This window comes from Tessaracoccus lubricantis (assembly GCF_039544535.1).
In the GTDB taxonomy this organism is placed as follows: Bacteria; Actinomycetota; Actinomycetes; order Propionibacteriales; family Propionibacteriaceae; genus Arachnia; species Arachnia lubricantis.
Genome location: NZ_BAABLV010000036.1, coordinates 26,932 through 51,339, shown reverse-complemented (window position 1 = coordinate 51,339; position 24,408 = coordinate 26,932). Strand labels below are relative to the sequence as shown.

23 protein-coding genes are annotated in these 24,408 nt (G+C 68.6%); 19 read left to right on the top strand and 4 right to left on the bottom strand.

What is annotated here, in order from left to right; genetic code table 11:
* The first annotated feature begins 5 nt into the window (after positions 1-5).
* The 4 genes from rimO (at position 6) to ABEA30_RS11345 (ending at position 2,879) form a co-directional block, all read left to right on the top strand.
* Positions 6-1,388, top strand: a complete 1,383-nt coding sequence (gene rimO, locus ABEA30_RS11360; protein ID WP_345582904.1) for a 30S ribosomal protein S12 methylthiotransferase RimO — start codon at positions 6-8, stop codon at positions 1,386-1,388.
* A gap of 8 nt (positions 1,389-1,396) precedes the next feature.
* Positions 1,397-2,005, top strand: coding sequence for a CDP-diacylglycerol--glycerol-3-phosphate 3-phosphatidyltransferase (gene pgsA, locus ABEA30_RS11355; RefSeq protein ID WP_345582902.1), 609 nt, complete (start codon positions 1,397-1,399; stop codon positions 2,003-2,005).
* 17 nt (positions 2,006-2,022) lie between these two features.
* Entirely contained in the window at positions 2,023-2,499 is a 477-nt protein-coding gene (locus tag ABEA30_RS11350; RefSeq protein WP_345582900.1) for a CinA family protein, read from the top strand.
* Between the two features lie 104 nt (positions 2,500-2,603).
* Positions 2,604-2,879 (top strand): helix-turn-helix domain-containing protein, encoded by a 276-nt coding sequence (locus ABEA30_RS11345; protein WP_345582898.1) that lies wholly within the window; start codon positions 2,604-2,606, stop codon positions 2,877-2,879.
* Between the two features lie 4 nt (positions 2,880-2,883).
* Here ABEA30_RS11345 and ABEA30_RS11340 read toward each other — a convergent pair whose 3' ends face one another.
* The gene (locus ABEA30_RS11340; RefSeq protein ID WP_345583507.1) at positions 2,884-3,645 is read right to left on the bottom strand and encodes a DeoR/GlpR family DNA-binding transcription regulator; all 762 of its coding nucleotides are present in this window, start codon (positions 3,643-3,645) and stop codon (positions 2,884-2,886) included.
* A 202-nt stretch (positions 3,646-3,847) separates the two neighbouring features.
* Between ABEA30_RS11340 and ABEA30_RS11335 the strand changes: the two genes are divergently transcribed.
* The 4 genes from ABEA30_RS11335 to rny all read left to right on the top strand — a co-directional run bounded on the left by ABEA30_RS11335 (position 3,848) and on the right by rny (position 7,551).
* Positions 3,848-4,042: a DUF3046 domain-containing protein gene (locus ABEA30_RS11335; protein ID WP_345582896.1), complete on the top strand. Its 195-nt coding sequence runs from the start codon at positions 3,848-3,850 to the stop codon at positions 4,040-4,042.
* 160 nt (positions 4,043-4,202) lie between these two features.
* A complete protein-coding gene (gene recA / locus ABEA30_RS11330; protein WP_386084788.1) occupies positions 4,203-5,246 on the top strand; it encodes a recombinase RecA in 1,044 nt (347 codons plus the stop codon).
* Complete coding sequence (locus ABEA30_RS11325; protein ID WP_345582894.1) at positions 5,236-5,769, top strand: regulatory protein RecX; 534 nt, start codon at positions 5,236-5,238, stop codon at positions 5,767-5,769. Before recA ends, ABEA30_RS11325 begins: the two co-directional genes overlap by 11 nt.
* A 207-nt stretch (positions 5,770-5,976) precedes the next feature.
* Positions 5,977-7,551: a ribonuclease Y gene (rny, locus tag ABEA30_RS11320; RefSeq protein ID WP_345582892.1), complete on the top strand. Its 1,575-nt coding sequence runs from the start codon at positions 5,977-5,979 to the stop codon at positions 7,549-7,551.
* Here the strand turns inward: rny and ABEA30_RS11315 are convergent, their stop codons facing one another.
* Entirely contained in the window at positions 7,552-8,439 is an 888-nt protein-coding gene (locus tag ABEA30_RS11315; RefSeq protein WP_345582890.1) for an aldose 1-epimerase family protein, read from the bottom strand.
* A gap of 33 nt (positions 8,440-8,472) precedes the next feature.
* On the opposite strand from ABEA30_RS11315, the gene miaB reads away from it, so the two are divergent.
* The gene (gene miaB / locus ABEA30_RS11310; RefSeq protein ID WP_345582888.1) at positions 8,473-9,966 is read left to right on the top strand and encodes a tRNA (N6-isopentenyl adenosine(37)-C2)-methylthiotransferase MiaB; all 1,494 of its coding nucleotides are present in this window, start codon (positions 8,473-8,475) and stop codon (positions 9,964-9,966) included.
* A 1-nt stretch (position 9,967) separates the two neighbouring features.
* Here miaB and ABEA30_RS11305 read toward each other — a convergent pair whose 3' ends face one another.
* Positions 9,968-10,168 (bottom strand): antitoxin, encoded by a 201-nt coding sequence (locus ABEA30_RS11305; RefSeq protein WP_345582886.1) that lies wholly within the window; start codon positions 10,166-10,168, stop codon positions 9,968-9,970.
* 86 nt (positions 10,169-10,254) lie between these two features.
* Here ABEA30_RS11305 and miaA point away from each other — a divergent pair, with 86 nt between their 5' ends.
* The 4 genes from miaA to ABEA30_RS11285 all read left to right on the top strand — a co-directional run bounded on the left by miaA (position 10,255) and on the right by ABEA30_RS11285 (position 15,477).
* Positions 10,255-11,172 carry a tRNA (adenosine(37)-N6)-dimethylallyltransferase MiaA gene (miaA, locus tag ABEA30_RS11300; protein ID WP_345582884.1) on the top strand — a complete coding sequence of 306 codons (918 nt, stop codon included), beginning with the start codon at positions 10,255-10,257 and terminating at the stop codon, positions 11,170-11,172.
* A 16-nt stretch (positions 11,173-11,188) separates the two neighbouring features.
* Positions 11,189-12,007 carry a diaminopimelate epimerase gene (dapF, locus tag ABEA30_RS11295; protein ID WP_345582882.1) on the top strand — a complete coding sequence of 273 codons (819 nt, stop codon included), beginning with the start codon at positions 11,189-11,191 and terminating at the stop codon, positions 12,005-12,007.
* A gap of 64 nt (positions 12,008-12,071) precedes the next feature.
* The gene (gene hflX / locus ABEA30_RS11290) at positions 12,072-13,490 is read left to right on the top strand and encodes a GTPase HflX (RefSeq protein ID WP_345582880.1); all 1,419 of its coding nucleotides are present in this window, start codon (positions 12,072-12,074) and stop codon (positions 13,488-13,490) included.
* Positions 13,491-13,557: 67 nt separating this feature from the next.
* Positions 13,558-15,477, top strand: coding sequence for an ATP-dependent DNA helicase (locus ABEA30_RS11285; RefSeq protein ID WP_345583503.1), 1,920 nt, complete (start codon positions 13,558-13,560; stop codon positions 15,475-15,477).
* Between the two features lie 3 nt (positions 15,478-15,480).
* Here ABEA30_RS11285 and lexA read toward each other — a convergent pair whose 3' ends face one another.
* On the bottom strand, positions 15,481-16,218 hold the full coding sequence (gene lexA / locus ABEA30_RS11280) for a transcriptional repressor LexA (protein WP_345582878.1): 738 nt from the start codon (positions 16,216-16,218) through the stop codon (positions 15,481-15,483).
* Between the two features lie 209 nt (positions 16,219-16,427).
* Here lexA and ABEA30_RS11275 point away from each other — a divergent pair, with 209 nt between their 5' ends.
* From ABEA30_RS11275 to gnpA, 6 genes are all read left to right on the top strand, one after another.
* Positions 16,428-16,766, top strand: a complete 339-nt coding sequence (locus tag ABEA30_RS11275; RefSeq protein ID WP_345582876.1) for a hypothetical protein — start codon at positions 16,428-16,430, stop codon at positions 16,764-16,766.
* A 216-nt stretch (positions 16,767-16,982) separates the two neighbouring features.
* Positions 16,983-17,501 carry a transcriptional regulator NrdR gene (gene nrdR, locus ABEA30_RS11270; RefSeq protein ID WP_345582874.1) on the top strand — a complete coding sequence of 173 codons (519 nt, stop codon included), beginning with the start codon at positions 16,983-16,985 and terminating at the stop codon, positions 17,499-17,501.
* 73 nt (positions 17,502-17,574) lie between these two features.
* The gene (locus ABEA30_RS11265; RefSeq protein WP_345582872.1) at positions 17,575-20,409 is read left to right on the top strand and encodes a vitamin B12-dependent ribonucleotide reductase; all 2,835 of its coding nucleotides are present in this window, start codon (positions 17,575-17,577) and stop codon (positions 20,407-20,409) included.
* A gap of 200 nt (positions 20,410-20,609) precedes the next feature.
* Complete coding sequence (locus tag ABEA30_RS11260; protein WP_345582870.1) at positions 20,610-21,275, top strand: helix-turn-helix transcriptional regulator; 666 nt, start codon at positions 20,610-20,612, stop codon at positions 21,273-21,275.
* Positions 21,272-22,069 (top strand): sulfurtransferase, encoded by a 798-nt coding sequence (locus ABEA30_RS11255; RefSeq protein ID WP_345582868.1) that lies wholly within the window; start codon positions 21,272-21,274, stop codon positions 22,067-22,069. The genes ABEA30_RS11260 and ABEA30_RS11255 overlap by 4 nt, the downstream gene beginning before the upstream one ends.
* A 115-nt stretch (positions 22,070-22,184) precedes the next feature.
* Positions 22,185-24,392 carry a 1,3-beta-galactosyl-N-acetylhexosamine phosphorylase gene (gene gnpA, locus ABEA30_RS11250; RefSeq protein WP_345582866.1) on the top strand — a complete coding sequence of 736 codons (2,208 nt, stop codon included), beginning with the start codon at positions 22,185-22,187 and terminating at the stop codon, positions 24,390-24,392.
* Positions 24,393-24,408 lie beyond the last annotated feature (16 nt).

Below are 24,408 nucleotides of genomic sequence, written 5' to 3'. Positions count from 1 at the left end.
CCACCATGACTACCCACTCGGTCCACATCGCCTCACTCGGCTGCGCCCGCAACGACGTCGACTCCGAAGAACTCGCCGCACGCCTCGAGCGCGGCGGGTTCACGCTGGTCGACGACCCCGAGACTGCCGAGACCGTCGTCGTCAACACGTGCGGGTTCGTCGCGCAGGCGAAGAAGGACTCGATCGACACGTTGCTGGCCGCGGCCGACCTGAAGTCGGACGGCACCGTGAGGTCGGTCGTGGCCGTCGGCTGCATGGCGGAGCGCTACGGGGTCGAGCTGGCCAACGAACTGCCGGAGGCCGATGCGGTGCTGGGCTTCGACGCCTACGCCGACATCGCCGACCGGCTCCGCGGCATCCTGGACGGTGAACAGGCCATCTCGCACGTCCCACGCGACCGGCGCAAGCTGCTGCCGCTCACCCCGTCGGCCCGCCCCGCGGCGGCCCCTGACGTCGCCGTGCCCGGGCACGTATGGCTGCCGGGCGCGCGCCGTCGCCTCGGCGGGGGGCCCAGCGCGTCGCTGAAGGTGGCCTCGGGCTGTGACCGACGCTGTGCCTTCTGCGCGATCCCGGCCTTCCGTGGCTCCTACCTGTCCCGCCCCCTCGACGAGCTGGAGGCGGAGGCCCGCTGGCTGGTGCAGGAGGGCGCCAAGGAGATCTTCCTCGTCTCGGAGAACACCTCCAGCTACGGCAAGGACCTGGGGGCCGACGTGCGCCTGGAGCAGCTCCTCGACAGGCTGTCGCGCGTGGACGGCCTCGACTGGATCCGCGTCAGCTACCTGCAGCCGGCCGAGATCCGCCCGGGCTTCGTCGAGGCCATGCTGGGCTTCGACAAGGTGGTGCCGTACTTCGACCTCAGCTTCCAGCACGCGTCCCGCTCCGTGCTGCGGCGCATGCGCCGCTTCGGCGACCCCGACAGCTTCCTGGACCTCATCGGCCGCATCCGCGCCGTGGCACCGAGGGCCGGCATCCGCAGCAACGTGATCGCGGGCTTCCCCGGCGAGACCGACGAGGACGTCGACATCCTGCGCCAGTTCATCATCGCCGCGGAACTCGACGTGCTCGGCGTGTTCGGCTACTCCGACGAGGAGGGCACCGAGGGCGTGACCCTGCCGGACCACCTGCCGGACGACGTCATCGAGGAGCGGCGTTCGATGCTGGCAGACCTCGCCGTCGACGTCGCCGAGGCCCGCGCCGCGGAGCGCATCGGCGAGGAGATCATCGTGCTGGTGGAGGGCAACGACGGCGAGACCATCGGCCGCGCCGAGCACCAGGCCCCCGAGACCGACGGCGCGGTCACCCTGGACATCGACGCTCCGGCGGGCAGCTTCGTGCGCGCCACCGTCGTGGGCTCTGAAGGCATCGATCTGATAGCGGAGGCACTGTGACAGACAGCGTGAGCGACCAGCCCCGGCGGGCGGCTTCCGAGGGGGCGAGGCCCAGCAACTGGAACGTCCCCAACGTCCTCACCGTCATCCGCATCATCCTCGTGCCCGTCTACGTGGCCTTCCTCTTCATCGGGCCCGAGGACTTCACGTGGCGGCTCTGGGCGACGATCGTCTTCGTCGTGGCGATGCTGACGGACCTCGCGGACGGACACATCGCCCGCAAGCACAACCTGGTCACGGACTTCGGCAAGCTGTGGGACCCCGTCGCGGACAAGGCACTGACCGGCGCGGCGTTCGTCTCGCTCAGCGTCCTGGGCGAGTTGCCGTGGTACTTCACCGTGATCATCCTCGTGCGCGAATGGGGCATCACCTGGGTGCGGGCGGCCATCGCCAAGTACGGCATCATGGCCGCGAACAAGGGCGGCAAGCTCAAGACGCTCACCCAGACCTTCGCCCTCATCCTGTTCAGCCTCGGCGTCTCGATGCTGCCCGGCGCCGTCGAGTTCCTGGCCTGGGTGCTCATGTGGGCCGCGTTGCTCCTGACCGTGGTGACGGGATTCGACTACCTGCGGCACGCGTGGGCCATCCGCCAGAAGGGGCGCGAGCAGGAGGGCTGACGGGTAGCCTTGCGGGCATGACCGCCGCAGACCTCATCAAGAAGCTCTCCCAACGGTCAGTCACACTGGCCACCTGCGAGTCGGTCACCGGCGGGTTGATCGGTGCGGAGCTGACCTCCGTGCCCGGCGCGTCGAAGGTCTACCGGGGCGGCTTGATCACCTACGCCAAGGAACTCAAGCACGACCTCGCCGGCGTCGACCAGCAACTGATCGACCGAGAGGGCGTCGTCAACGAACTCACGGCGCTGCAGATGGCGATAGGGGCGCAGCACCGGTGCGGAGCCGACTGGGCGGTCGCCACGACGGGCGTCGCCGGCCCGGCCGAGACCGAGGGGGTCAAGGTCGGCACCGTGTGGTTCGCCGTCGTGGGCCCCGGCATGGGGATGTCGCCGCCGCCGCAGTACACCGAACTGCGCAGCTTCGACGGCGACCGCGAGGCGGTCAGGCGCGCAGCCACCGAGCACGTGTTCGAGATGCTGATGAGGGTTCTCTAAAACCTTCTGGAGAAACTCTTTCGCTGATTGGGAACAAACTGCGTCCCGAAGTGGTTGGACCTATCGACAGCGGGCAGTGGGCCCGTGGTCAGATAGGAACAGCCGTGAAGACGATTCTGATTCGTAAGGTGATGGGCGAGACTCTCCGGGAACTCCGGATGTGCGCCGGCATGACCCTGCGAGAGGTCTCCATGGCCAGCATGGTGTCGCTCGGTTACCTCTCGGAGATCGAGCGCGGTCACAAGGAGGCCTCCAGCGAGGTGCTCTTCGCCATCGCGTCCGCGCTGGACGTGTCGCTGTCTGATCTCATGATCACCATCAGCGGCAAGCTCGCCGCCATCGAGGCCGAGCGCATGCCGCGCGTGGCGGTGGCCGCCTGACCCCTCAGCGGTGGCGCGGCCCCTCCACCACGTGCACCTCGACGCCGGCGTCCCGCATGCGCTGAAGTTCGGCCTCCGGGGCTCCGGCGTCGGTCACGAGGACGTGGATGTCCTTGATGTCGGCCACCTTGGCCAGCGTCGTGTGGCCGATCTTCGTCGAGTCGATCGCGACGACCACCCGCTGCGCCCGCTCGATCATGGCCAGGTTCGTCCTGGCCTCGATCTCGTCGTGCGTGGTGAGCCCACCAGTGGCGCTCACGCCGTCGGCACCCACCACCGCCGTGCCCACGTTGACCAGCTTCATCGTGGATTCCGCCAGCGAGCCGACGAGTTCGAGGGAGCTGGGGCGCAGCACGCCGCCCGCGATCAGGACGCGCGCCTGACCCTGCTCGGCAGCCTCGAGCCCGATGCTGAGCGAATTGGTGATGATCGTCAGGTCGTCCCGGTGCCGCAGTGCGCGCAGTACCTCGGCGGTCGTCGTGCCGCCCGTGAGGCCGATGGCGTGCTTGCCCGTGGGGATGAGGCTGGCCACCGTTCGCGCGATGCGGCGCTTGGCGTCCTGGTTGCGGCCGTCCCGCAGGCGGACGGGCAGCTCACGGTTGCCCTTCATCGGTCGCGCACCGCCGTGGGTGCGCTCCAGCAGCCCCTGTGAGGCGAGCAGCGCGACGTCGCGGCGGATGGTGGCGGCCGACGCCCCCAACTGGTCCGCGAGGTAGGACAACGGCAACTGGCCTTGTTCCGTCAGCAGTGCCAGGAGCGCGACCATCCGGTCTGACCGCTTGTGGGAGGGCGTGCCGGGTGCGTTCATCCGTGGGGGCTCCTTTGCGCCGTAGTGACCTCTTGTGCAAGATACGCACAATTGTTGAGCGAGATTCTAGCCCTTGCGCACTTCGCGTGCGCATGGGGCCCACCTTTGGCGCTCCATCCTGCGCAAATGCCCATCTTCCAGCGCGGTGTACCGTTGCTCCGTGCGTGAAGCGGAGCTCTGGGAGCGGATGGACGAGGTGCTGCCCCACGGGTATGCGGCCAGTTGGGCCGGCTCCGTCGTGCTGGAGGACCTCGGCAGCCGCACCGTGCGCGACGCCCTGGCCGCCGGCATCCCGTGCAAGGCGATCTGGCGCGCGGTCTGGAGTCACCTCGAACTCCCGGGGAAACTGCGCTGACGTTCGGCGTGTCGTTTTCATTAGAACGAGTGTTCGCCTAGGTTGAATGCGGCACTTGTCCACAGTGGAAGCAGCCCATCGAAAATTGTCGGGTCCGCTGCCTACAGTGACAGCGACATCGAAACCTCCGGCCGCGGCCGGATGCAGGAAGGAAACCCTGATGGCCTCATCGGACCTCAACAAGGCGCTGGAGGCGGCGCTCGCCCAGATCGAGAAGGCCCACGGCAAGGGCTCCATCATGAAGCTGGGCGAGGACAGCCGTCAGCCCATCGACGTGATCCCCACGGGCTCCGTCGCGCTCGACGTGGCGCTCGGCATCGGTGGCCTGCCGCGCGGCCGCGTGGTGGAGATCTACGGCCCCGAATCCAGCGGCAAGACCACGGTGGCGCTGCACGCCATCGCCAACGCCCAGCGCGACGGCGGCATCTGCGCCTTCATCGACGCCGAGCATGCGCTGGACCCCGACTACGCGCAGAAGCTGGGCGTCAACACCGACGAACTGCTGGTCTCGCAGCCGGACAACGGTGAGCAGGCGCTCGAGATCGCCGACACCCTCGTGCGTTCCGGTGCCCTGTCCCTGATCGTCATCGACTCCGTCGCGGCGCTGACCCCCCGCGCCGAGATCGAGGGGGAGATGGGTGACTCGCACGTCGGCCTCCAGGCGCGCCTCATGTCGCAGGCGCTGCGCAAGATGACCGGTGCGCTCAAGACCTCCAACACCACCGCCATCTTCATCAACCAGTTGCGCGAGAAGATCGGCGTGATGTTCGGCAACCCCGAGACCACCACCGGCGGCCGCGCGCTGAAGTTCTACTCGTCGGTGCGCCTCGACGTGCGCCGCATCGAGACGCTCAAGGACGGCACCGAGATGGTCGGCAACCGCACCCGCGTCAAGGTGGTCAAGAACAAGGTGGCCCCGCCGTTCAAGCAGGCGGAGTTCGACATCATCTACGGCCAGGGCATCTCCCGCGAGGGGTCGCTGATCGACATGGGCGTGGACGCCGGCATCATCCGCAAGGCGGGCGCCTGGTTCACCTACGAGTCGGACCAGCTGGGCCAGGGCAAGGAGAACGCACGCAACTTCCTGCGCAACAACCCGGAGGTCGCGGCTGAGATCGAGCGCCGCATCCGAGTGCACCTGGGCATCGACAAGGAGGCTGTGCCCGAGGGCGTGAACCCGGAGACGGGCGAAGTTGACTTCTGAGCGCAGCGCGGAGGAGCGGGCCACCCAACTGGAGGTGGCCCGCAAGATCGCGCTGGACCAACTGGCCACCCGTGCCCGTTCGGAGCAGGAACTGCGCACGGTCATGAAGCGCCGCAACGTTCCTGCCGACATCGCCGACGAGCTGATCGACAGGTTCAGGGAGGTCGGGCTCATCGACGATGCAGCCTTCGCCCAGGCGCTGGCCACCACCAGGTCGGAGTTCGGGCTGCGCGGGCGGTCCCGCATCAGGCAGGAGCTGCAGTCGAAGGGCATCGACAGGGAGATCGCCGACGACGTCCTGGCCCAACTCAGCCCCGAGGACGAGCGCGAGGCGGCGCTCACGCTGGCCCGGCGTCGCGTGCGTTCGCTGACCGGGCTGGAGCGGCAGGTGGCCCGTCGCCGGTTGGCTGGAGTGCTGGCACGGCGGGGCTTCTCCGGCGGCATCGTCAACGCGGTGCTCGAGGAGGTCCTGGGCGCCGATTGGGACGATGAATCGGTTGAGTTTTCCACAGGTGAGCAATAGGCTCGTGCGCAAGGTCCCGGACCCCGCATGAACCGCTCCCACTTCGGTGGGGGCATTGAAACTGATACTGACTGACAACACCTGACAGAGACATTGACTCCGGCGCTGCGGCTTCTGCCGCAGGGCCTTGCCGTCGCTATCGACACTGTTGCCAACCACCTCTGTGCGGTGCCCGCGGCCGACGTGTTGCGGAGATGAGGAGGCACCGTGCCAGAGCTCGGTTGGGTCATAGCTGGAGTCGCGCTGATCGGCCTCGTCGTGTTGGGGGTACTGCTGAGGAGGCAGGCGGCGCAGGCCATCGCGGAGCGGCTCACCTGGGAGCGCCGTTCCAAGGCCGACGCGGCCTCGGCCAGGGCCAACGCCCAGGCCGCCGCCAACGTCATCGAGGAGCGGGCGCGTGAGGCCTTGGAGGACGCGGAGCGTCGCCGCGCAGAGGTCGAGACCTTGCTGTCGGCGCAACGGCAGGAACTGCGTGAGCTCCGCGCTGCCCAGGAGCGCCGCGAGTCCCGCCTCCACGAGCGTGAGGACCGCCTCTCAGCGGAAGCCGAGGGCCTCATAGCGCGCGCCGAACGGCTCGATGCCCAGCGCACCCAGCTCCGCGAGCAGCGCGAGGAGCTCCAAGCCGCCGAGGAGCGCGCCGCTGCCGAACTCGAGCGCATGGCGGGGCTCTCCGTCGAGGACGCCAGGCGTGAGGTGGTGGCGACCGCCGAGAAGCAGGCGAAGCTGACCGCCACGTCCATGGCCCGCGAGATCGAGTCGACCGCCAAGCGCGAGGCCGACAGGCTGGCGCGCAGCATCATCACGACGGCCATCCAGCGCGTCGCCTCCGAGCAGACGTCCGAGTCGGTGGTGAGCACGGTGGACCTGCCCAGCGACGACATGAAGGGCCGCATCATCGGCCGGGAGGGCCGCAACATCCGGGCCTTCGAGCAGATCACCGGCGTCAACGTCCTCATCGACGACACTCCGGAGTCGGTGCTGCTCAGCAGCTTCGACCCCGTCCGGAGGGAGACGGCCCGCCTCACGTTGGTCGACCTCGTCGCGGACGGCCGCATCCACCCCGCGCGCATCGAAGAGGTGCACGAGCGCAGCCTTCGCCGGATCAACGACCGGGTGCTCCGCGCAGGTGAGGACGCGTTGGCCGAGGTGGGCATCGTCGACCTCCATCCCGAGCTGGTGCCGATCGTCGGCGCGCTCGCGTTCCGCACCTCGTACGGGCAGAACGTGCTGCGCCACCTCGTGGAGTGCGCGCACCTTGCGGGGGTGATGGCCGCCGAGCTCGGCCTCGACGTCGCGACCTGCAAGCGGGCCGCGTTCCTGCACGACATCGGCAAGGCCCTGACCCACGAGGTCGAGGGCCCGCACGCGATCATCGGTGCCGAACTGCTGCGCAAGTACGGCGAGCACGAGGACATCGCGCACGCCGTGGAGGCGCATCACAACGAAGTTGAGCCCCGTACGGTCGAGGCCGTCCTCACCCAGGCGGCGGACGCCATCTCCGGCTCGCGCCCCGGTGCTCGCCGCGAGTCGCTCGAGGCCTACGTCGAGCGGATGGAGAACCTCGAGCACATCGCCACGAAGCACGAGGGCGTGGTGCGTGCCTACGCGATGCAGGCCGGCCGGGAGGTGCGGGTGATGGTCTCTCCTGACCACGTGGACGACGCCGGGGCCCACGCCCTGGCCCGCGACATCGCCGCAGAGGTGGAGAAGACCCTCAGCTACCCGGGGCAGATCAAGATCACCGTGGTGCGCGAGTCGCGCGCCACGGAGACCGCGCACTGATCAGTCGTCGCTGGCGTCCACCCGGATGCCCCAGCGGGAACTGGTCTCGTCGCCCGGCTGCAGCACGATGAGCGAGTCGTGGGTCGGGCCCTCGTTGAAGGCGTCCGCAGCGCACGTCATCGGCTCGACGGCGATCGCGTCGCGCGTCGGGGGGATGAAGATCTGGCACCACGGCAGCGTGGCGTCGGCCCAGACGGCGACGGTGCGGCCGCCGTCGGTGACAGTGAGCTCCCACGGCCCCTCCTCGACACGGAAGGCGCTGTCGAAGCCGGTGTCGCCGATGGCGCGGGCTTCTCGGAAGTCGTGCTCCGCGGTGACGTCGACGACGGAGACGGGCAGCAGGCGGTCATCGACCGACAGTTCCTTGGGGAACGGCGCCGTGAGGACGGCCGACGCCGCATCGACCGCGAGGTAGGGGTGGACGCCGTAGCCGTAGGGCGCCGCCGTCTGGCCGGCGTTGCGGGCGGTGACGGTCACGGTGAGCCCGCCGTCGTCGAGCGCGTGGCTCACCTCGACCTCGAGCACCGCCCGCCACCCCGCCTGGGGATGGATGACGGTGGACAACACCACCTCGTCCGGGTCATGGCTGACCAGACGCCAGGCATGGTCAGAGGCAAGCCCGTGGATGGCGTTGTTGCGCGGGACCTCGGAGATCGGCAGCTGGTATTCGACGCCGTCGAAGGTGTAGCGACCGTCGCGGATGCGGTTGGGCCACGGCACGAGCGTGCGGCCCATGGAGGAGCGCGGCGCCTCGTCCTCGGCGAACGTCCAGAGCACCTCCGCGCCGTCGCGGGTGAGGCTGCGCAGCGTTGCGCCCACTTGGGTGACGACGGCCGCGTACGGGCCGGACTCGATGAGGAACTGTTGGCCGGTCGGCAGGATGTTCATGTCTCGAACCCTAATGGGTAACATGGTCGGGCCATGAACGATCCGCGTACCTACCACGTCATCACCTACGGGTGCCAGATGAACGTCCACGACTCCGAGCGCATCAGCGGTCTGCTCGAGGAGGCCGGGATGACCCGAGTGACCCCCGGCAACGATGCCTTGGGCGCCGGTGCCGACGTCGTGGTGTTCAACACGTGCGCCGTGCGTGAGAACGCAGACAACCGCCTCTACGGCAACCTCGGCCACATGGCCAGCATCAAGGCCACCCACCCGGGCCTGCAGATCGCGGTCGGCGGGTGCATGGCCCAGAAGGACCGCGACGTCATCCTGAAGAAGGCACCCTGGGTCGACGTCGTCTTCGGCACCCACAACGTCGGGTCGCTGCCCGCCCTGCTGGAGCGGGCGCGCGTCGAGCGCGAGGCCCAGATCGAGATCAAGGAGGCGCTCGAGACGTTCCCGAGCAACCTCCCCACCAGGCGTGAGTCGCCGTACTCCGCCTGGGTGTCGGTGTCGGTGGGCTGCAACAACACCTGCACCTTCTGCATCGTGCCCGCCCTGCGCGGCAAGGAGACCGACAGGCGGCCGGGCGACATCCTCGCCGAGATCGAGATGCTGGTGAGCCAGGGCGTGCAGGAGATCACCCTGCTGGGCCAGAACGTCAACGCCTATGGCGTCGAGTTCGGCGACCGCCAGGCCTTCGCGAAGCTGCTGAGGGCCTGCGGCACCATCGATGGGCTCGAGCGCGTGCGCTTCACGTCCCCGCACCCGAAGGACTTCACCGACGACGTGATCGAGGCGATGGCCGAGACCCCCAACGTGATGCCGCAGCTCCACATGCCGCTGCAGTCGGGCTCTGACCGGATCCTGAAGTCGATGCGCCGCTCGTACCGGGCGGAGCGCTACCTCGGCATCCTCGAGCGCGTCCGTGCCGCGATGCCACACGCTGCCATCACCACCGACATCATCGTCGGCTTCCCCGGCGAGACGGAAGACGACTTCCAGGCGACGATGGACGTCGTGCGCCGCTCCCGGTTCTCGGCCGCCTTCACCTTCCAGTACTCGATCCGCCCCGGCACGCCCGCGGCGACGATGCCGGACCAGGTGGCCAGGGAGGTCGTGCAGGACCGCTACACCCGGCTGGTGGACCTGGTCAACGAGCTCGCCTGGGAGGAGAACAAGACGTTCGCCGGGCAGGAGCTCGAGGTCATGTTCGCCACCGGCGAGGGCCGCAAGGACGCCGAGACCCACCGCATGAGTGGCCGCGCACGCGACAACCGGCTGGTGCACGTGGCCGTGCCGCAGGAGCCGGCGCTGCGCCCTCGTCCCGGTGACATCGCGACGGTGAGGGTCACCCACGCCGCGCCCCACCACCTCAACTCCGACGAACTGCCGACGAACCTGCGCCGCACCCGCGGCGGCGACGCATGGGAGGCCGCGCAGGGCATGACGAAGCCGCTGGGGGTGGGGCTGGGCATGCCCACCTTCGACAAGCCTGCCCCGTTGCCCGCAGCCACCGGCTGCAGCTAGCTCACAGTTCGGGTTCGGGGGCCTGCCGGTCGCCCGTGCGCTTGTCGAGCTGGTCGTTCGCGAAGTCCTGCGCGCGGTCCACGTGCTCGGCGTACTTGCCGTCGGTGCGGTCGTCGACCATGTCGCCGGCGCGCTCGATGGCCTCCTCGATCTTGTCCTCGTGCTGCTTGGCCAGGTCGTCGATGTTGTCGAAGAGTCCCATCTCATCTCCTTCTGATCGTGTGATGTGACCCCCTCATCATGCATCGCACCCCCGGGCAGCGGCCGGGACTTTGGCACACTGGGGCGGTGACACTTCCCCTGATCGTCCTCGTCGGCCCGACCGCAACCGGCAAGTCCGGCCTCGCCGTCGACCTCGCGCTCGCGCTGGGGGAACGGGGCCGGCCCGCTGAGGTGGTCAACGCCGACTCGATGCTGGTCTACCGGGGCATGGACATCGGCACGGCCAAGCCCACCGTCGGGGAGCGCCGCGGCGTGCCGCACCACCTCATCGACATCGCCGACGTCGCGCAGCGTGCGTCCGTGGCGGACTTCCAGCGCCTGGCCCGGGCCACCATCGCAGACCTGAGGGCCAGGGGCGTGGTGCCGATCCTCGTCGGTGGCTCCGCGCTCTACACCCGTGCCATCACCGACCACTTCGAGTTCCCCGCCTCGGACGACGACGTGCGGGCCCGATGGGAGGCAGAGCTGGAGCGGGTCGGCGCCCACGCGCTGCACGCACGGTTGGCGCAACTGGCACCGGAGTCGGCGGCCGCGATCGAACCGGGCAACGGGCGCCGCATCGTCCGCGCCCTGGAGGTGCTGGAGCTCACGGGAGGGCATGCCCCCGCCATCCCGGAGTGGACCTACGAACTCGACGAGGTGCACCAGTTCGGTCTCACCCTCGACCGGGCGGAACTCGACCGGCGGATCGACCTGCGCGTCGACCAGATGTGGGAGCTGGGCCTCGTCGATGAGGTGCGAGGCCTGCTCGACGAGGGGCTGAGGGACGGTGTGACGGCGATCCGGGCCATCGGTTACCGGCAGGTGGTGGCCTACCTCGACGGCCAGATCACCGAGGACGAGGCCCGCGCCGAGGTGCAGCGCGCGACGCGGCGCTTCTTCCGTCGGCAGCTGAGCTGGTACCGGCGCGACCCGCGCATCACCTGGCTCGACGCAGCCTCGGGTACCGCGGTGCAGGACATCCTGACAGCGCTAGACTGGTGATTCGGAGGAGGGCGTGATGCGGCGGTTCAGCTTTCACAAGGGTCATGGCACCCGCAACGACTTCATCATCCTCGATGACTCCTACGGCATGCACGACATGCACCCGGAGTTCATCCGGGCGGTCTGCGACAGGCACAGCGGCATCGGCGCCGACGGCGTGATCCGGGTCGTGCGGGCCTCCAGCGTGCGCGACTGGGACGGGGACGGGTCGCTCTGGTTCATGGACTACTACAACGCGGACGGTTCGATCGCAGAGATGTGCGGCAACGGCCTGCGGGTGTTCGCCCGGCACCTGATCAACGAGCAGCTGGTCGACAGCGGTGAGTTCGACGTCGCCACCCGCGCAGGCGTGCGCAAGGTCGAGGTGGCGCGCCATGGCCTGATCACCACCACCATGGGCGATGCCACCGTCGCCGACGAGGACGTCACCGTCCGGCTCGGTGGACGCCAGTGGCCGGCCACCAAGGTCGACGTGGGCAACCCGCACGCCGTCGTCTTCCTCGAGGGCGACGACGAGCTGGAGGCGCTCAACCTCCAGGAGGCGCCCACGTGGGAGCCTGCCGAGGCCTTCCCCACGGGGGTCAACGTCGAGTTCGTGCGGGTGGAGGCGCCCGGCAGGCTCTCGATGCGCGTGTTCGAACGGGGTGTGGGGGAGACGCAGAGCTGCGGCACGGGAGTGGTGGCCACCGCGGCCGCCTACCGACGACGCGACCAGGCCGATGGCAGCATCGACGTGACCGTCCCGGGCGGAGACCTCACCGTCGACTTCAACGGCGACGCCGCACGGCTCACCGGCCCCGCCGTCATCATCGGTCGCGGCGAATTCTGGCTCTGACTTTTCCACAGCCCTCGTCGCGTCCCTTGGATGTGTCGGGCGGGGCTGGAAGAATGATCAGACGATGACTGAATCTGACGACGACCTGCTCGCCCACGACGAGCTCGATCCTGAATACGACGGTGACCAGGAAGACTTGGCGGCGCGCCATTCGCTGCGCCGGGTGGCTGGGCTGCGCACCGAGCTCGAGGACATCACAGAGGTCGAGTACCGCGAACTCCGGCTCGAGCGCGTGGTCCTCGTCAGCGTGTGGACCACGGGCTCACAGGAGGACGCAGACAACGCCATGGCAGAGTTGAAGCTGCTGGCGGAGACTGCGGGTTCCGAGGTGCTCGACGCGCTCGTCCAGCGCAGGTCCCACCCGGATCCGGCCACCTACATCGGCCGGGGCAAGGTGCTCGAGGTGGCCGAGGTGGTCCGTGCGACGGGTGCCGACACCGTGATCTGCGACGGCGAGCTCGAGCCGGCGCAGCTGCGCAACCTGGAGGACCGCATCAAGGTGAAGGTCGTGGACCGCACCGCCCTCATCCTCGACATCTTCGCCCAGCACGCCAAGAGCGCCGAGGGCAAGGCGCAGGTGGAGCTGGCCCAGCTGCAGTACCTGAAGCAGCGCCTCCGCGGCTGGGGTGGCAACCTCTCGCGCCAGGCGGGCGGTCGCGTGGCCGGCGGTGCCGGCATCGGTGGCCGTGGCCCCGGTGAGACCCGCATCGAGACGGATCGCCGTCGCATCCACACCCGCATCTCCCAGTTGCGGCGCAAGCTGCGCGAGATGGACGCCACGCGCGAGTCGAAGCGGGCGGAGCGGCGCCGCAATCAGGTGCCCTCCGTCGCCATCGTCGGCTACACCAACGCGGGCAAGTCGTCGCTGCTCAACCGGCTCACGGGAGCAGGCGTGCTCGTGGAGGACGCGCTGTTCGCCACACTGGACCCCACCACCCGCCGCTCGGAGACCGACGACGGCCGCGTCTTCACCCTGACGGACACGGTCGGGTTCGTGCGGCACCTCCCGCACGACCTGGTGGAGGCCTTCCGCTCGACCCTGGAGGAGTCGGCCCAGGCAGACCTGCTGCTCCACGTGGTGGACGCGTCAGACCCAGACCCCGAGGGCCAGATCCAGGCGGTGCGCACGGTCCTGTCGGAGATCGGGGCGGGCGGCCTCCCGGAACTGCTCGTGCTCAACAAGTCGGACGCGGCGGATCCGGCCGCGATCATGGCGCTGCGGGCCAACCACCCGGATGCGGTGGTCATCTCGGCGCGCACGGGCCGGGGGCTCGAGGCGCTCAAGGACGAGTTGGAGCGCCGTCTCCCGCGCCCGGAGGTGGCGGTCACCGCGATGGTGCCGTACAGCCGGGGTGACCTCGTGGACAAGGTGCACAGGACGGCCGTGATCGACTCCCTGGAACACACCGGCGAGGGCACGCTGATCAGGGCGCGGGTGCGTCCGGACCTCGCAGACGAGCTGGCCGAGTTCACCCGTGACTGACCACGGCGCCATCCTGGCCGCCGCAGTCGGCGACATCGGCGGCGAGGCCCGTCCCGGCCAGCAGGCGATGGCCGAGGCGGTGGCCGCGGCGTTCGAGGCGGACACGCACCTGCTGGTGCAGGCGGGTACCGGCACAGGCAAGTCGCTGGGCTACCTGGCGCCCGCGCTGGCGCGCTGCGTCGACACCGGCGAGGTCGTCGTCGTGGCCACGGCCACCCTGGCCCTCCAGGCGCAGCTTGCGAACAAGGACATCCCCACGGCGCTCGACGCGGTGGAGGAGGTCACTGGGCAACGTCCGAAGGCCGCCATCCTCAAGGGACGCACGAACCATGCCTGCCTCTACCGCGCACGCTCTGGCGGAGACCATGACCAGGGCTCGCTCGTCGGAGCCGGCGCGGTGGCCGAGGCCGCTGCCCGTTCGAAGGGCGACGAGGTCAGCAGGCTGGGTGCCGAGGTGCTGGCGCTGAGGGAGTGGGTCGAGGGGGAGGCAGAGCGCGGCGGCCTCGCAGACCGCGACGACGCCCCCACGCACACCGCCCGCGGCTGGGCCCAGGTGTCCATCCCCACCCGCGAGTGCCTCGGCGTGACGGCCTGCCCGTTCGGAGCGGAGTGTTTCGTGGAGCGGTCGCGTGAGGTGGCGCGCGAGGCGGACCTCATCGTCACCAACCACGCACTCCTGGCCATCAACGCCATGCACGGCGGCACCGCGTTGCCGGAGCATGCGGCGCTGGTGGTGGACGAGGCACACGAGCTCGTGAGCCGCATCACGACGGCGGCCACGGATGAACTGACCCCTGCGGTCGTGGACCGCGCCGCGCGGCGCTCGCTCGCCTGGCTGGACGACGACCTGGGGATGGACTTCCTGGACCAGGTCGAGTCGCTGCGCGAGGCCCTGGACGAGTCCGAGTTGACCCGCATCACGCAGGCGTCCGCGCCGCTGCCGTACGCCGCAGCCGCGCTCCGCGACGTGGCCCGCAAGGTGGCCAGCGCCCTGGGCAAGGTGACCGATGACCCGGAGCGCCAACAGGCGACCTCGGCGGTCAAGGAGGTCTTCGACGTCGCGGATCGCATCGCCGCCCTCAAGGAGCAGGACGTGGTGTGGGTGACCGAGTCCGAGATCATGGGCCGGACGGCCTACGTCGCCCCGCTGAACGTGGCGGGCCTCCTTCGGGAGCAGGTCTTCGGGCAGGGGCCGACGGTGCTCACCTCGGCCACGCTCACGCTCGGCGGCGCCTTCGAGCCGGCCGCCGGCGCCGTCGGGCTGCGCGCGGCAGATCGCATCGACGATGCGAGCGGGGCCGCCGACGAGTTCGGGTGGCGGGGCATCGACGTCGGCTCGCCCTTCGACTATCGCAAGCAGGGCATCCTGTACGTCGCGCGTCGGCTCCCGCCGCCGGGCCGCGACGGGCTGCACGAGAAGACCCTTGCCGAGATCGCGCAGCTCGTGTGGGCCGCCGAGGGGCGTGCGCTGGGGCTGTTCGCATCGCGGCGGGCGGCGGACCAGGCGGCTGAGTACTGCCGGCGCGAGCTGCCGGAGCTGACCATCCTGTGCCAGGGCGACGCCCAACTGTCCGAACTGACGAGGCGCTTCCTCGAGGAGCCCACCACCGCGCTGTTCGGCACGATGTCGCTGTGGCAGGGCGTCGATGTGCCCGGCGAGGCGTGCCAGTTGGTGATCATCGACAAGATCCCCTTCCCCCGTCCCGACGACCCCCTCATGCAGGCCAGGAAGAAGGCCGTCGACGACGCGGGCGGCAACGGCTTCATGAGTGTGGCGGCCACGCACGCGGCGCTGCTGCTCGCCCAGGGCGCGGGCCGGCTGATCAGGCGTTCGGAGGACAGGGGAGTGGTGGCCATGCTCGACCCCCGCCTGGACACCGCGCGATACGGGTCCTTCCTCACGGCGTCGCTGCCGGACTTCTGGACCACCACGGATGGCGACGTAGCGGTGTCCGCGCTACGCCGCCTCCGCGGCGACACCGATTGACGCTCAGATCTTGCGGAGGACCGCGACGACCTTCCCCATGATGGCGGCGTGGGTGCCGTCGATGGGGGAGTAGCGCTCATTGTGCGGCAGGAGCCACACCTTGCCCTGCTTGAACTTGTAGGTCTTCACCGTGGCCTCGTCGTCGAGCAGTGCGGCCACGATGTCCCCGTTGGTGGCGTCAGGCTGCTGGCGCACCACCACCCAGTCTCCGTCGCAGATGGCCGCGTCGATCATCGAATCGCCCTTGACCTCGAGCAGGAACACCTGGCCGTCGCCGACCACCTGCTTGGGCAGCGCGAAGACATCCTCGACGTGCTCCTCGGCGAGGATGGGACCGCCGGCCGCGATACGACCCACGACGGGGGCCGCCACCGCCGACGGGCGAGCGTCCCACGTCTGGGTGGAGTCCAGCTGCCTACCGAACTGGTCCACCTCCGGGAGCGTCAGCACGACCGCCCGGGGGCGGTTCGGGTCACGGCGGATCAGGCCCTTCTGCTCCAGCATGCGCAGCTGGTAGGTGACTGAGGAGGTCGACGCCAGGCCGGCCCGATCTGCCACCTCCCGGATGCTCGGCGGGTAGCCGAGTTCCTCGATCGCGTTGCGGATGACGTGCACCAGGGCCAGCTGGCGGCGGGTGAGGCCAAAGTCGGGCCCGTCAGGGATGGGCAGCTCGGCGAGCTGTGCTTCGATCTCGGCATTGCTCGGGCGTCCGCGGCGTGGTCGTTTCGTCTTCTCAGCCATGGCCCTCATCCTAGCGCCCTGCATGAACACGTGTTCGAAATAATCCAGCGTGTCGCGGGCACCAAAAATGTCGGAGGGGCCCTGTTGACTGATCCTCGCCACGAAAACCCGTGGCGCACGACACGCTTCGAACGAGTGTTTGATTGGGAACGGCGGATGCGCTACATTTTCAATCGAACGGTTGTTCTAGGGATGAAAGAGGTCACACCATGGCCACCACGAGCGCACTTCGCTTCCAGGTCGTCGGCACGCCCCGTCGCCGAGTCGTCACCCTGTCTCCGGCCGCGCGCCCGGAGCCCCACCTCCCCCGTCTGCATCCGGCACGCACGGCCCTTCCGGGGCGCACGGCCGCGCCTGCCTCCTGCCGGGTCGTGAGCCCTGAACCCCGTTCGCCCTGGCTGGTGGCCAAGGTCGCCGTCGTGTCACTGCTGGCACTGGTGGGTGGCGCGGTGTCCGCCGTCGAGTTGGTAGACGCCGTCGCAGCGCCTGATCCCGCCACCGCGTACGTGGCCGGGGACCCCGCCTGGGCGCACGTCACGCAGGGCTGAGCGGCTTCGCGCCGCAGCCCGTCGGACACGCAGATCCAGTTGGGCGTGTCCCTTGCCTTCCGGAGAACAGCGGCCTAGTGTGATCCCTACATCTAGTGGTTGCACTGATGTGATTCCACTACAAGTTGTGATTCGAACATGATTCGCAACTTGTGGGGCTCGCGTCGATGTGGCACTGTTGTCCACCCGCTCCACTGCTCGAGGAAGGCCCCGCACGTGCATTGCCCGTTCTGCCGCCACTGCGACACCAAGGTGTCGGATTCGCGCGCAGCCGAGGACGGCTCGGCGATCCGCCGCCGTCGCATGTGCCCCATGTGCGAACGCAAGTTCACCACCATCGAGCAGATCATCCTCACGGTCGTGAAGCGATCCGGCGTCGTCGAGTCCTTCAGCCGCGAGAAGGTGATGCGGGGCGTGTCGAAGGCCTGCAAGGGCCGTCCGGTGACGCAGGCCCAACTGGCAGCACTCGCGCAGCGGGTCGAGGAGTCCCTTCGGGCCTCCGGCCAGGCCGAGATCCCGTCGGAGCAGATCGGCGTGGCCATCCTCGGCCCGCTGGAGGAACTCGATGCGGTCGCCTACCTCCGCTTCGCCAGCGTCTACAAGAACTATGAGTCGGTCGACGACTTCCAGCGGGAGATCGACGCGCTGCGGCTCAGTTCGATCACCCGCGAGCCGGCCCCCGAGGGCGCAGAGGCCCTCCAGCGGAGCACGGCGCAAGAGCCGCTCCTGAGCTGAACAGCCGTTCAGCGCCACCACTGTCCAACATCCACCAGCACCATCATCAACAACACATCAGAGGGGTTTGACCATGACAGCGACAGCCGCGCGGGCCTCCCGCCGCAAGTCCTCCGATACAGCGCCCAAGGGTCTCGTCATCGAGCGAGTCTTCACCAAGCCCGGCGTGCACCCGTATGACGAGGTCGAGTGGGACCGTCGCGACGTGGTGCAGACCAACTGGAAGACCGGCGAGACCGTCTTCGAGCAGCACGGTGTCGAGTTCCCCTCGTCCTGGAGCGTCAACGCATCCACCATCGTGACCACGAAGTACTTCCGCGGCGCCGTCGGCACCGATGCGCGCGAGGACTCGCTGCGCACGCTCATCGACCGCGTGGTGAAGGCCTACGTGAAGGCCGGCAGCGACTACGGCTACTTCGCCACCGACGCCGACGCAGAGGTCTTCGAGCACGAGCTCACCTGGATGCTGCTCAACCAGTACTTCTCCTTCAACTCGCCCGTGTGGTTCAACGTCGGCACCCCCTCGCCGCAGCAGGTCAGCGCCTGCTTCATCCTCTCGGTCGACGACTCGATGGAGTCCATCCTCAACTGGTACAAGGAAGAGGGCTTCATCTTCAAGGGCGGCTCCGGCGCGGGTCTGAACCTGTCGCGCATCCGCTCCTCGAAGGAACTGTTGAGCTCCGGCGGTACCGCCTCGGGCCCCGTGTCCTTCATGCGCGGTGCGGACGCCTCGGCGGGCACCATCAAGTCGGGCGGCGCGACGCGCCGTGCCGCCAAGATGGTCGTGCTCGACGTCGACCACCCCGACATCGAGGAGTTCGTGGAGACCAAGGCTCGCGAGGAGGACAAGATCCGCGCCCTGCGCGACGCCGGCTTCGACATGGACCTCGGTGGCAAGGACATCACCTCGGTCCAGTACCAGAACGCGAACAACTCCGTGCGCGTCAACGACGAGTTCATGACCGCCGTGGAGGAGGGTGGCACGTTCGGGCTGCGTTCCCGCACAGACGGGTCGGTGATCGAGGAGGTCGACGCCAAGGGCCTGTTCACCAAGATCGCCAAGGCCGCCTGGGAGTGCGCGGATCCCGGTATCCAGTACAACGACACCATCAACGACTGGCACACCAACCCCGTCACCGGCCCGATCACGGCGTCGAACCCGTGCTCGGAGTACATGAGCCTCGACAACTCGTCGTGCAACCTGGCCTCCCTGAACCTCCTGAAGTTCCTCAAGGCCGATGGAACCTTCGACGCCGAGACGTTCGTCAAGGCCGTCGAGCTGATCATCACCGCCATGGACATCTCGATCTGCTTCGCTGACTTCCCGACGGAGTCCATCGGCGAGACCACCCGCAACTTCCGTCAGCTGGGCATCGGCTACGCAAACCTCGGCGCGCTGCTGATGGCCATGGGCAAGGGCTACGACACCGAGGGTGGCCGCTCCACCGCAGCGGCCATCACCTCGATCATGACCGGCACCTCGTACCGCCGCTCGGCGGAGCTGGCCGCCATCGTCGGGCCGTACAACGGCTACGCCGTCAACGCGGAGGCGCACCAGCGCGTCATGCGCAAGCACCAGGCCGCCAACGACGACCTGCGCGTCCTGGCAGACGACCGCGCGCTGCACGCCGTCGCCACCCGGGAGTGGGACCGTGTGGTCACGCTCGGCGCGAAGAACGGCTTCCGCAACGCGCAGGCCTCCGTGCTGGCCCCCACCGGCACCATCGGCTTCATGATGGACTGCGACACCACCGGCGTGGAGCCCGACTTCTCGCTGGTGAAGTTCAAGAAGCTCGTGGGCGGTGGCTCCATGCAGATCGTCAACCAGACGATCCCGCGGGCGCTCAAGCGACTCGGCTACAATTCCGAGGACATCGACGCGATCGTCGAGTTCATCGGCTCGAACGGCCACGTCATCGGTGCCCCCGGCCTGGCCGCGGAGCACTACGAGGTCTTCGACACCGCCATGGGCGCGCGGGCCATCAAGCCGATGGGCCACGTCCGCATGATGGCCGCCGTGCAGCCGTTCCTGTCCGGCGCCATCTCGAAGACGGTCAACCTCCCTGAGACGGCCACCGTCGAGGAGATCGCCGACGTCTACCTGCAGGGCTGGAAGCTCGGCCTGAAGGCGCTGGCCGTGTACCGCGACAACTGCAAGGTGGGCCAGCCCCTCTCCGACGCGAAGAAGGAGACCAAGGAGGCGGCCAAGGAGACCCCGCAGCCCGAGGTGCGCATCGAGTACCGCCCGAAGCGCGCCCGCCTGCCGAAGTCGCGTGCGTCGCGCACCACCAGCTTCTCCGTCAGCGGCGCCGAGGGCTACATGACCTCCGGCGCCTACGAGGACGGCCGTCTGGGTGAGGTGTTCCTCAAGCTCGGCAAGCAGGGCTCGACCCTCTCCGGCGTGATGGACGCGTTCTCCATCGCCGTGTCCATCGGTCTGCAGTACGGCGTCCCGCTGGAGAGCTTCGTCCAGAAGTTCACCAACCTGAAGTTCGAGCCGGCCGGCATGACCGACGACCCGGACATCCGCATCGCGCAGTCCTTCATGGACTACATCTTCCGCCGCCTGGCACTCGACTACCTCACGTTCGACGACCGCGCCGAACTCGGCATCTACACCGCCGCCGAGCGCGCGCGCTACGTCGAGACCGGCAGCTACCTGTCGGAGGAGGACGAGGCCAAGATGCCGGAGTCGGAGCAGCTGCGCAACGACGAGTTCGACGACTTCAACGTCGACGGCGCCCGGCAGCCCTCCCTGATCGACGCGCACACCACGGCTGAGCTCATGGAGGCCATGGGAGTCGCCGCGGTCGACGCGCCGCTCTGCATGACCTGCGGCACCAAGATGCGGCCCTCGGGCAGCTGCTACGTGTGCGAAGGCTGCGGCTCGACCAGCGGCTGCAGCTGAGCCAGGAGGGACGACCCGGTACCCATCGATACGTGACGTGGCCCACCTCGAGGTATTTCTCGAGGTGGGCCATTTCCTTGTCGTTGTCGCTGGTGGAAACTGAGCCCAAATACACCCCTAAGGGTGGCTTAAACCCCTAGTCAGTCCATGTTTCTGCGCATTGTGACCCTTTTGCGCTTCCTGCTCCGTATAGTGGCGGAGTGACCGATAAACGACTGCGCATCGCGCTTCTCAATGACTATGAAGTGGTGGTGCATGGTTTGCGCGCCATGCTGGAGCCCTACAACGATCGAATCGAGATCGTGGAGATGGGCCCACGGGCCCAGGTGGACCAGCCGGTTGATGTCACCTTGTACGACACCTTCACCCAGAGCCACGTCGACGACGGTGACATCCAGGCGCTGATCAACGCCCGCGGCACGGGTGCGTTCGTCATCTACACCTGGACCATGCACCCCGACCTCGTGGCCCAGGCGATCGCCAAGGGTTGCCGTGGCTACCTCGACAAGTCGCTGTCGGCGGCCCAGCTGGTGGAGTCGCTCGAGTCGATCGCCAACGGCGAGGTCGTGATCTCGGAGCCCAACGCCGATCATGAGGGGCACATCCTGACCACGCCGGAGGACATGGCCTGGCCCGGGGCGAACTTCGGGCTGACCGCTCGGGAGCCCGAGGTGCTCGCGCTCATCACCCGGGGGCTGACGAACCAGGACATCGCCAGCAGGAGCTACCTGAGCATCAACTCGGTGAAGTCCTACATCCGTTCGGCTTACCGGAAGATCGGCGTCGAACGTCGTTCCCAGGCGGTGCGCTGGGGGCTGGAGAACGGGATGCTGCCCGACTTCAGTCACGTTACGCTGCAGCAGTGATTGCTCCAGTCGTTGATCTGGCCTGGCTGCAGGCCCACCCAGATGTCGTCGTCGCCGATGTGCGCCACTACCTCGACGGGCGCTCCGGCGCCGAGGCCTATGCCCATGGGCACCTCCCCGGGGCCGTGTTCGTCGCCATGGACGACGTGCTCGCCGATCCTCCCACCCCCGAGCGGGGCCGCCACCCGCTACCGGACCCGCAGCGGTTCGCGGGGGGCCTGGCCGCCGTCGGCATCGGCGAGGACTCGACGGTGGTGGCCTACGACGACGCCGGGGGAGCGATGGCCGGCCGGTTGGTGTGGCTCCTGCGCGTCCTCGGGCACGATGCCGCGCTGCTCGACGGCGGGCTCGGCGCCTACCCCGGCGAGTTGACCACCGTGGTGCCGCAACCGAGGCCGGCCACCTTCGCGGTGCGTGACTGGCCGGACGAGGCGTTCGCCACGATCGACGAGGCAGCCGACGGTGGGGTCGTGATCGACGCCCGGGCAGCTGAGCGTTTCCGCGGGGAGATCGAGCCGATCGACCCCAAGGCCGGGCACATCCCCGGCGCCCGCAACTTCCCCCTGGACGGGAATCTCGCAGCCGACGGGCGCTTCCTCAGCGTGCCGGAACTGCGTGCGCGGTTCGCCGGCATCGACGACGCCGCGCGGGTCATCTCCTACTGTGGATCGGGCATCACCGCCTGCCACAACCTCATCGCGCTGGAGTACGCCGGGCTCGGCAGGGCCCGCCTGTACCCGGGGTCGTGGTCCCAGTACAGCGGCACGGACCGCGAGGTCGGCACCGGGCGCTGAGCAATCGCGCAGAACGGGCGGTTCATTCTGCGCGTGACGTGGCGAAACGCTCAGTCTGGTGCCAGACTCGACCCCGACCAAACCGTTTTGCCTTGAGACGCTGATAGGACTCTGCATGAACGCAAAGGGCCGTGTGACCCTCCCGATCGAACAGGGCATGGATGACCAGTTGCCCGGCATCCTGTCCCGCCTCGGCGCCGACGCCGTACGCAACTCCGACGGCACCTGGCTGCCCGAGATCACTGCCCAGCTGGGTGTGAAGGTCTACGAGACCTACTTCCCGGCCCGCGGCCAGCAGGACTTCGCCTTGGCCAACCCCGACGCCCGCCCGCGCTTCTACCTGATGAGTGAGCGTGTCGCGGCACCGGCGACGGGGCCGCTGTCGATCGACATCATGAAGGGTTACTACAAGCTCCAGGTCGAACCCGACCAGGGCAACCTGCGGCGCTGGTGGGAGGTCATCGACCGCACCACGGGCGAGGTGGTCCCCGTCGACGGCTGGACCGTCGAGGGTGAGGGCGTCGACGTGACGGTCACCGTCGCCGAGCCGGTGCCCTTCCACGTCTACACCGTCAACTTCCTGGCCTGGCAGGTGTGGGACTCCACCCAGATGTACAACTACATCACCAACAACTGGTGGGACGACGAGTCCCGCGTGCGCGAGATCGGCTACGACGCCCGCCACCCCGTCGCCTGGGAGTTCATGAAGTCCTCGCTGCGCGCCTGGTGCGAGGAGCGCCCCGAGGTCGACGTGGTGCGCTTCACCACGTTCTTCTACCACTTCACGCTGGTCTTCAACGACCTCGGCAAGGAGAAGTACGTCGACTGGTTCGGCTACTCCACCTCCGTGAACCCCCTCGCCATGGAGGCGTTCGAGCAGGAGTACGGCTATCAGCTGCGCGCCGAGGACTTCGTCGACCAGGGCTTCTACAACTCCTCGTTCCGCGTGCCGTCGAAGGTGTTCCGCGACTGGATCGAGTTCACCACCCGGTTCGTCTGCTCCCGCGTCAAGGAACTCGTCGACATCGTCCACGAGTTCGGCAAGGAAGCACTCATGTTCCTCGGCGACAACTGGATGGGCACCGAACCCTACGGCGAGCTGTTCGCCTCCACCGGCATCGACGGCGTCGTCGGCTCCGTCGGATCCTCGGCCACGTGCCGCATGATCTCCGACATTCCCGGGGTGAAGTTCACGGAGGGCCGCTTCCTGCCGCACTTCTTCCCGGACGTGTTCCGCCCCGGCGGCGATCCGCTGGCGGAGGCCAACGAGTCCTGGCTGCTGGCCCGCCGGGCCATCGCGCGCAAGCCGCTGGACCGCATCGGCTACGGCGGCTACCTGTCGCTTGCCGTCCAGTTCCCCGACTTCATGGCCCGCGTCGAGCAGATCTGCGACGAGTTCCGCTCGATCCACGACGAGGGCCAGGGCCGGCGCCCGCAGGACGCGCCGATCCGCGTCGCCATCCTCAACGCCTGGGGCAGGAAGCGCACCTGGATGACGCACATGGTCGCCCACGCGCTCTGGTACAAGCAGATCTACTCCTACCTCGGGGTGATCGAGGCCCTCGCCGGCCTGCCGTTCGACCTGAAGTTCATCAGCTTCGACGACGCGCGCGACGGCAGGCTCGCCGATTTCGACGTCGTGCTCAACGTGGGCGCCGCGGAGACTGCCTTCTCGGGTGGCAGCGAGTGGCTCGACGAGTCGCTGGCGGTGGCACTGCGCCGCTTCGTGCACGAGGGCGGCGGCCTCATCGGCATCGGCGAGCCGACGGCCGTGCTGGCCAACGGGGCCTACTTCCAGCTGTCCGATGTCCTGGGCGTCGACAAGGAACTGGGCATCTCGCTGTCGACCGACCGCTACCCGGTGGAGCAGCCGCAGCACTTCATCACCGCCGACCTCGACGACGCCGCCAAGGTGGACGTGGGCGAGGGCGCCGGTGACATCTTCGCCGTCAACGACGACACCCAGATCCTGCGCCTCACCGACAAGTCCGTGGACCTGGCGACGAGGGAGACCGGCAACGGCCGCGCCGTCTACGTGGCGGGCCTGCCGTACAGCTTCGACAACGCTCGCCTGTTGCACCGCGCCATCTACTGGGCCGCGGGCCGTGAGGCCGACTTCGACGCGCACTGGGTCCCCTCGGACCCCGGCGTCGAGATTGCCGTGTTCCCGGAGGCGGGCAAGGCGTTCGTCATGAACAACCGCACGGACGCCACGTCGACGACGGTCTCCGGCCGGGCGAAGGGCCTGGCCGACGGCGGCGACCTGACCGCGTTGACGCTCGACCTCGAGCCGATGGAGTCGCGCTGGATCGACCTGGCCTGATTGCTCACGGTACGTA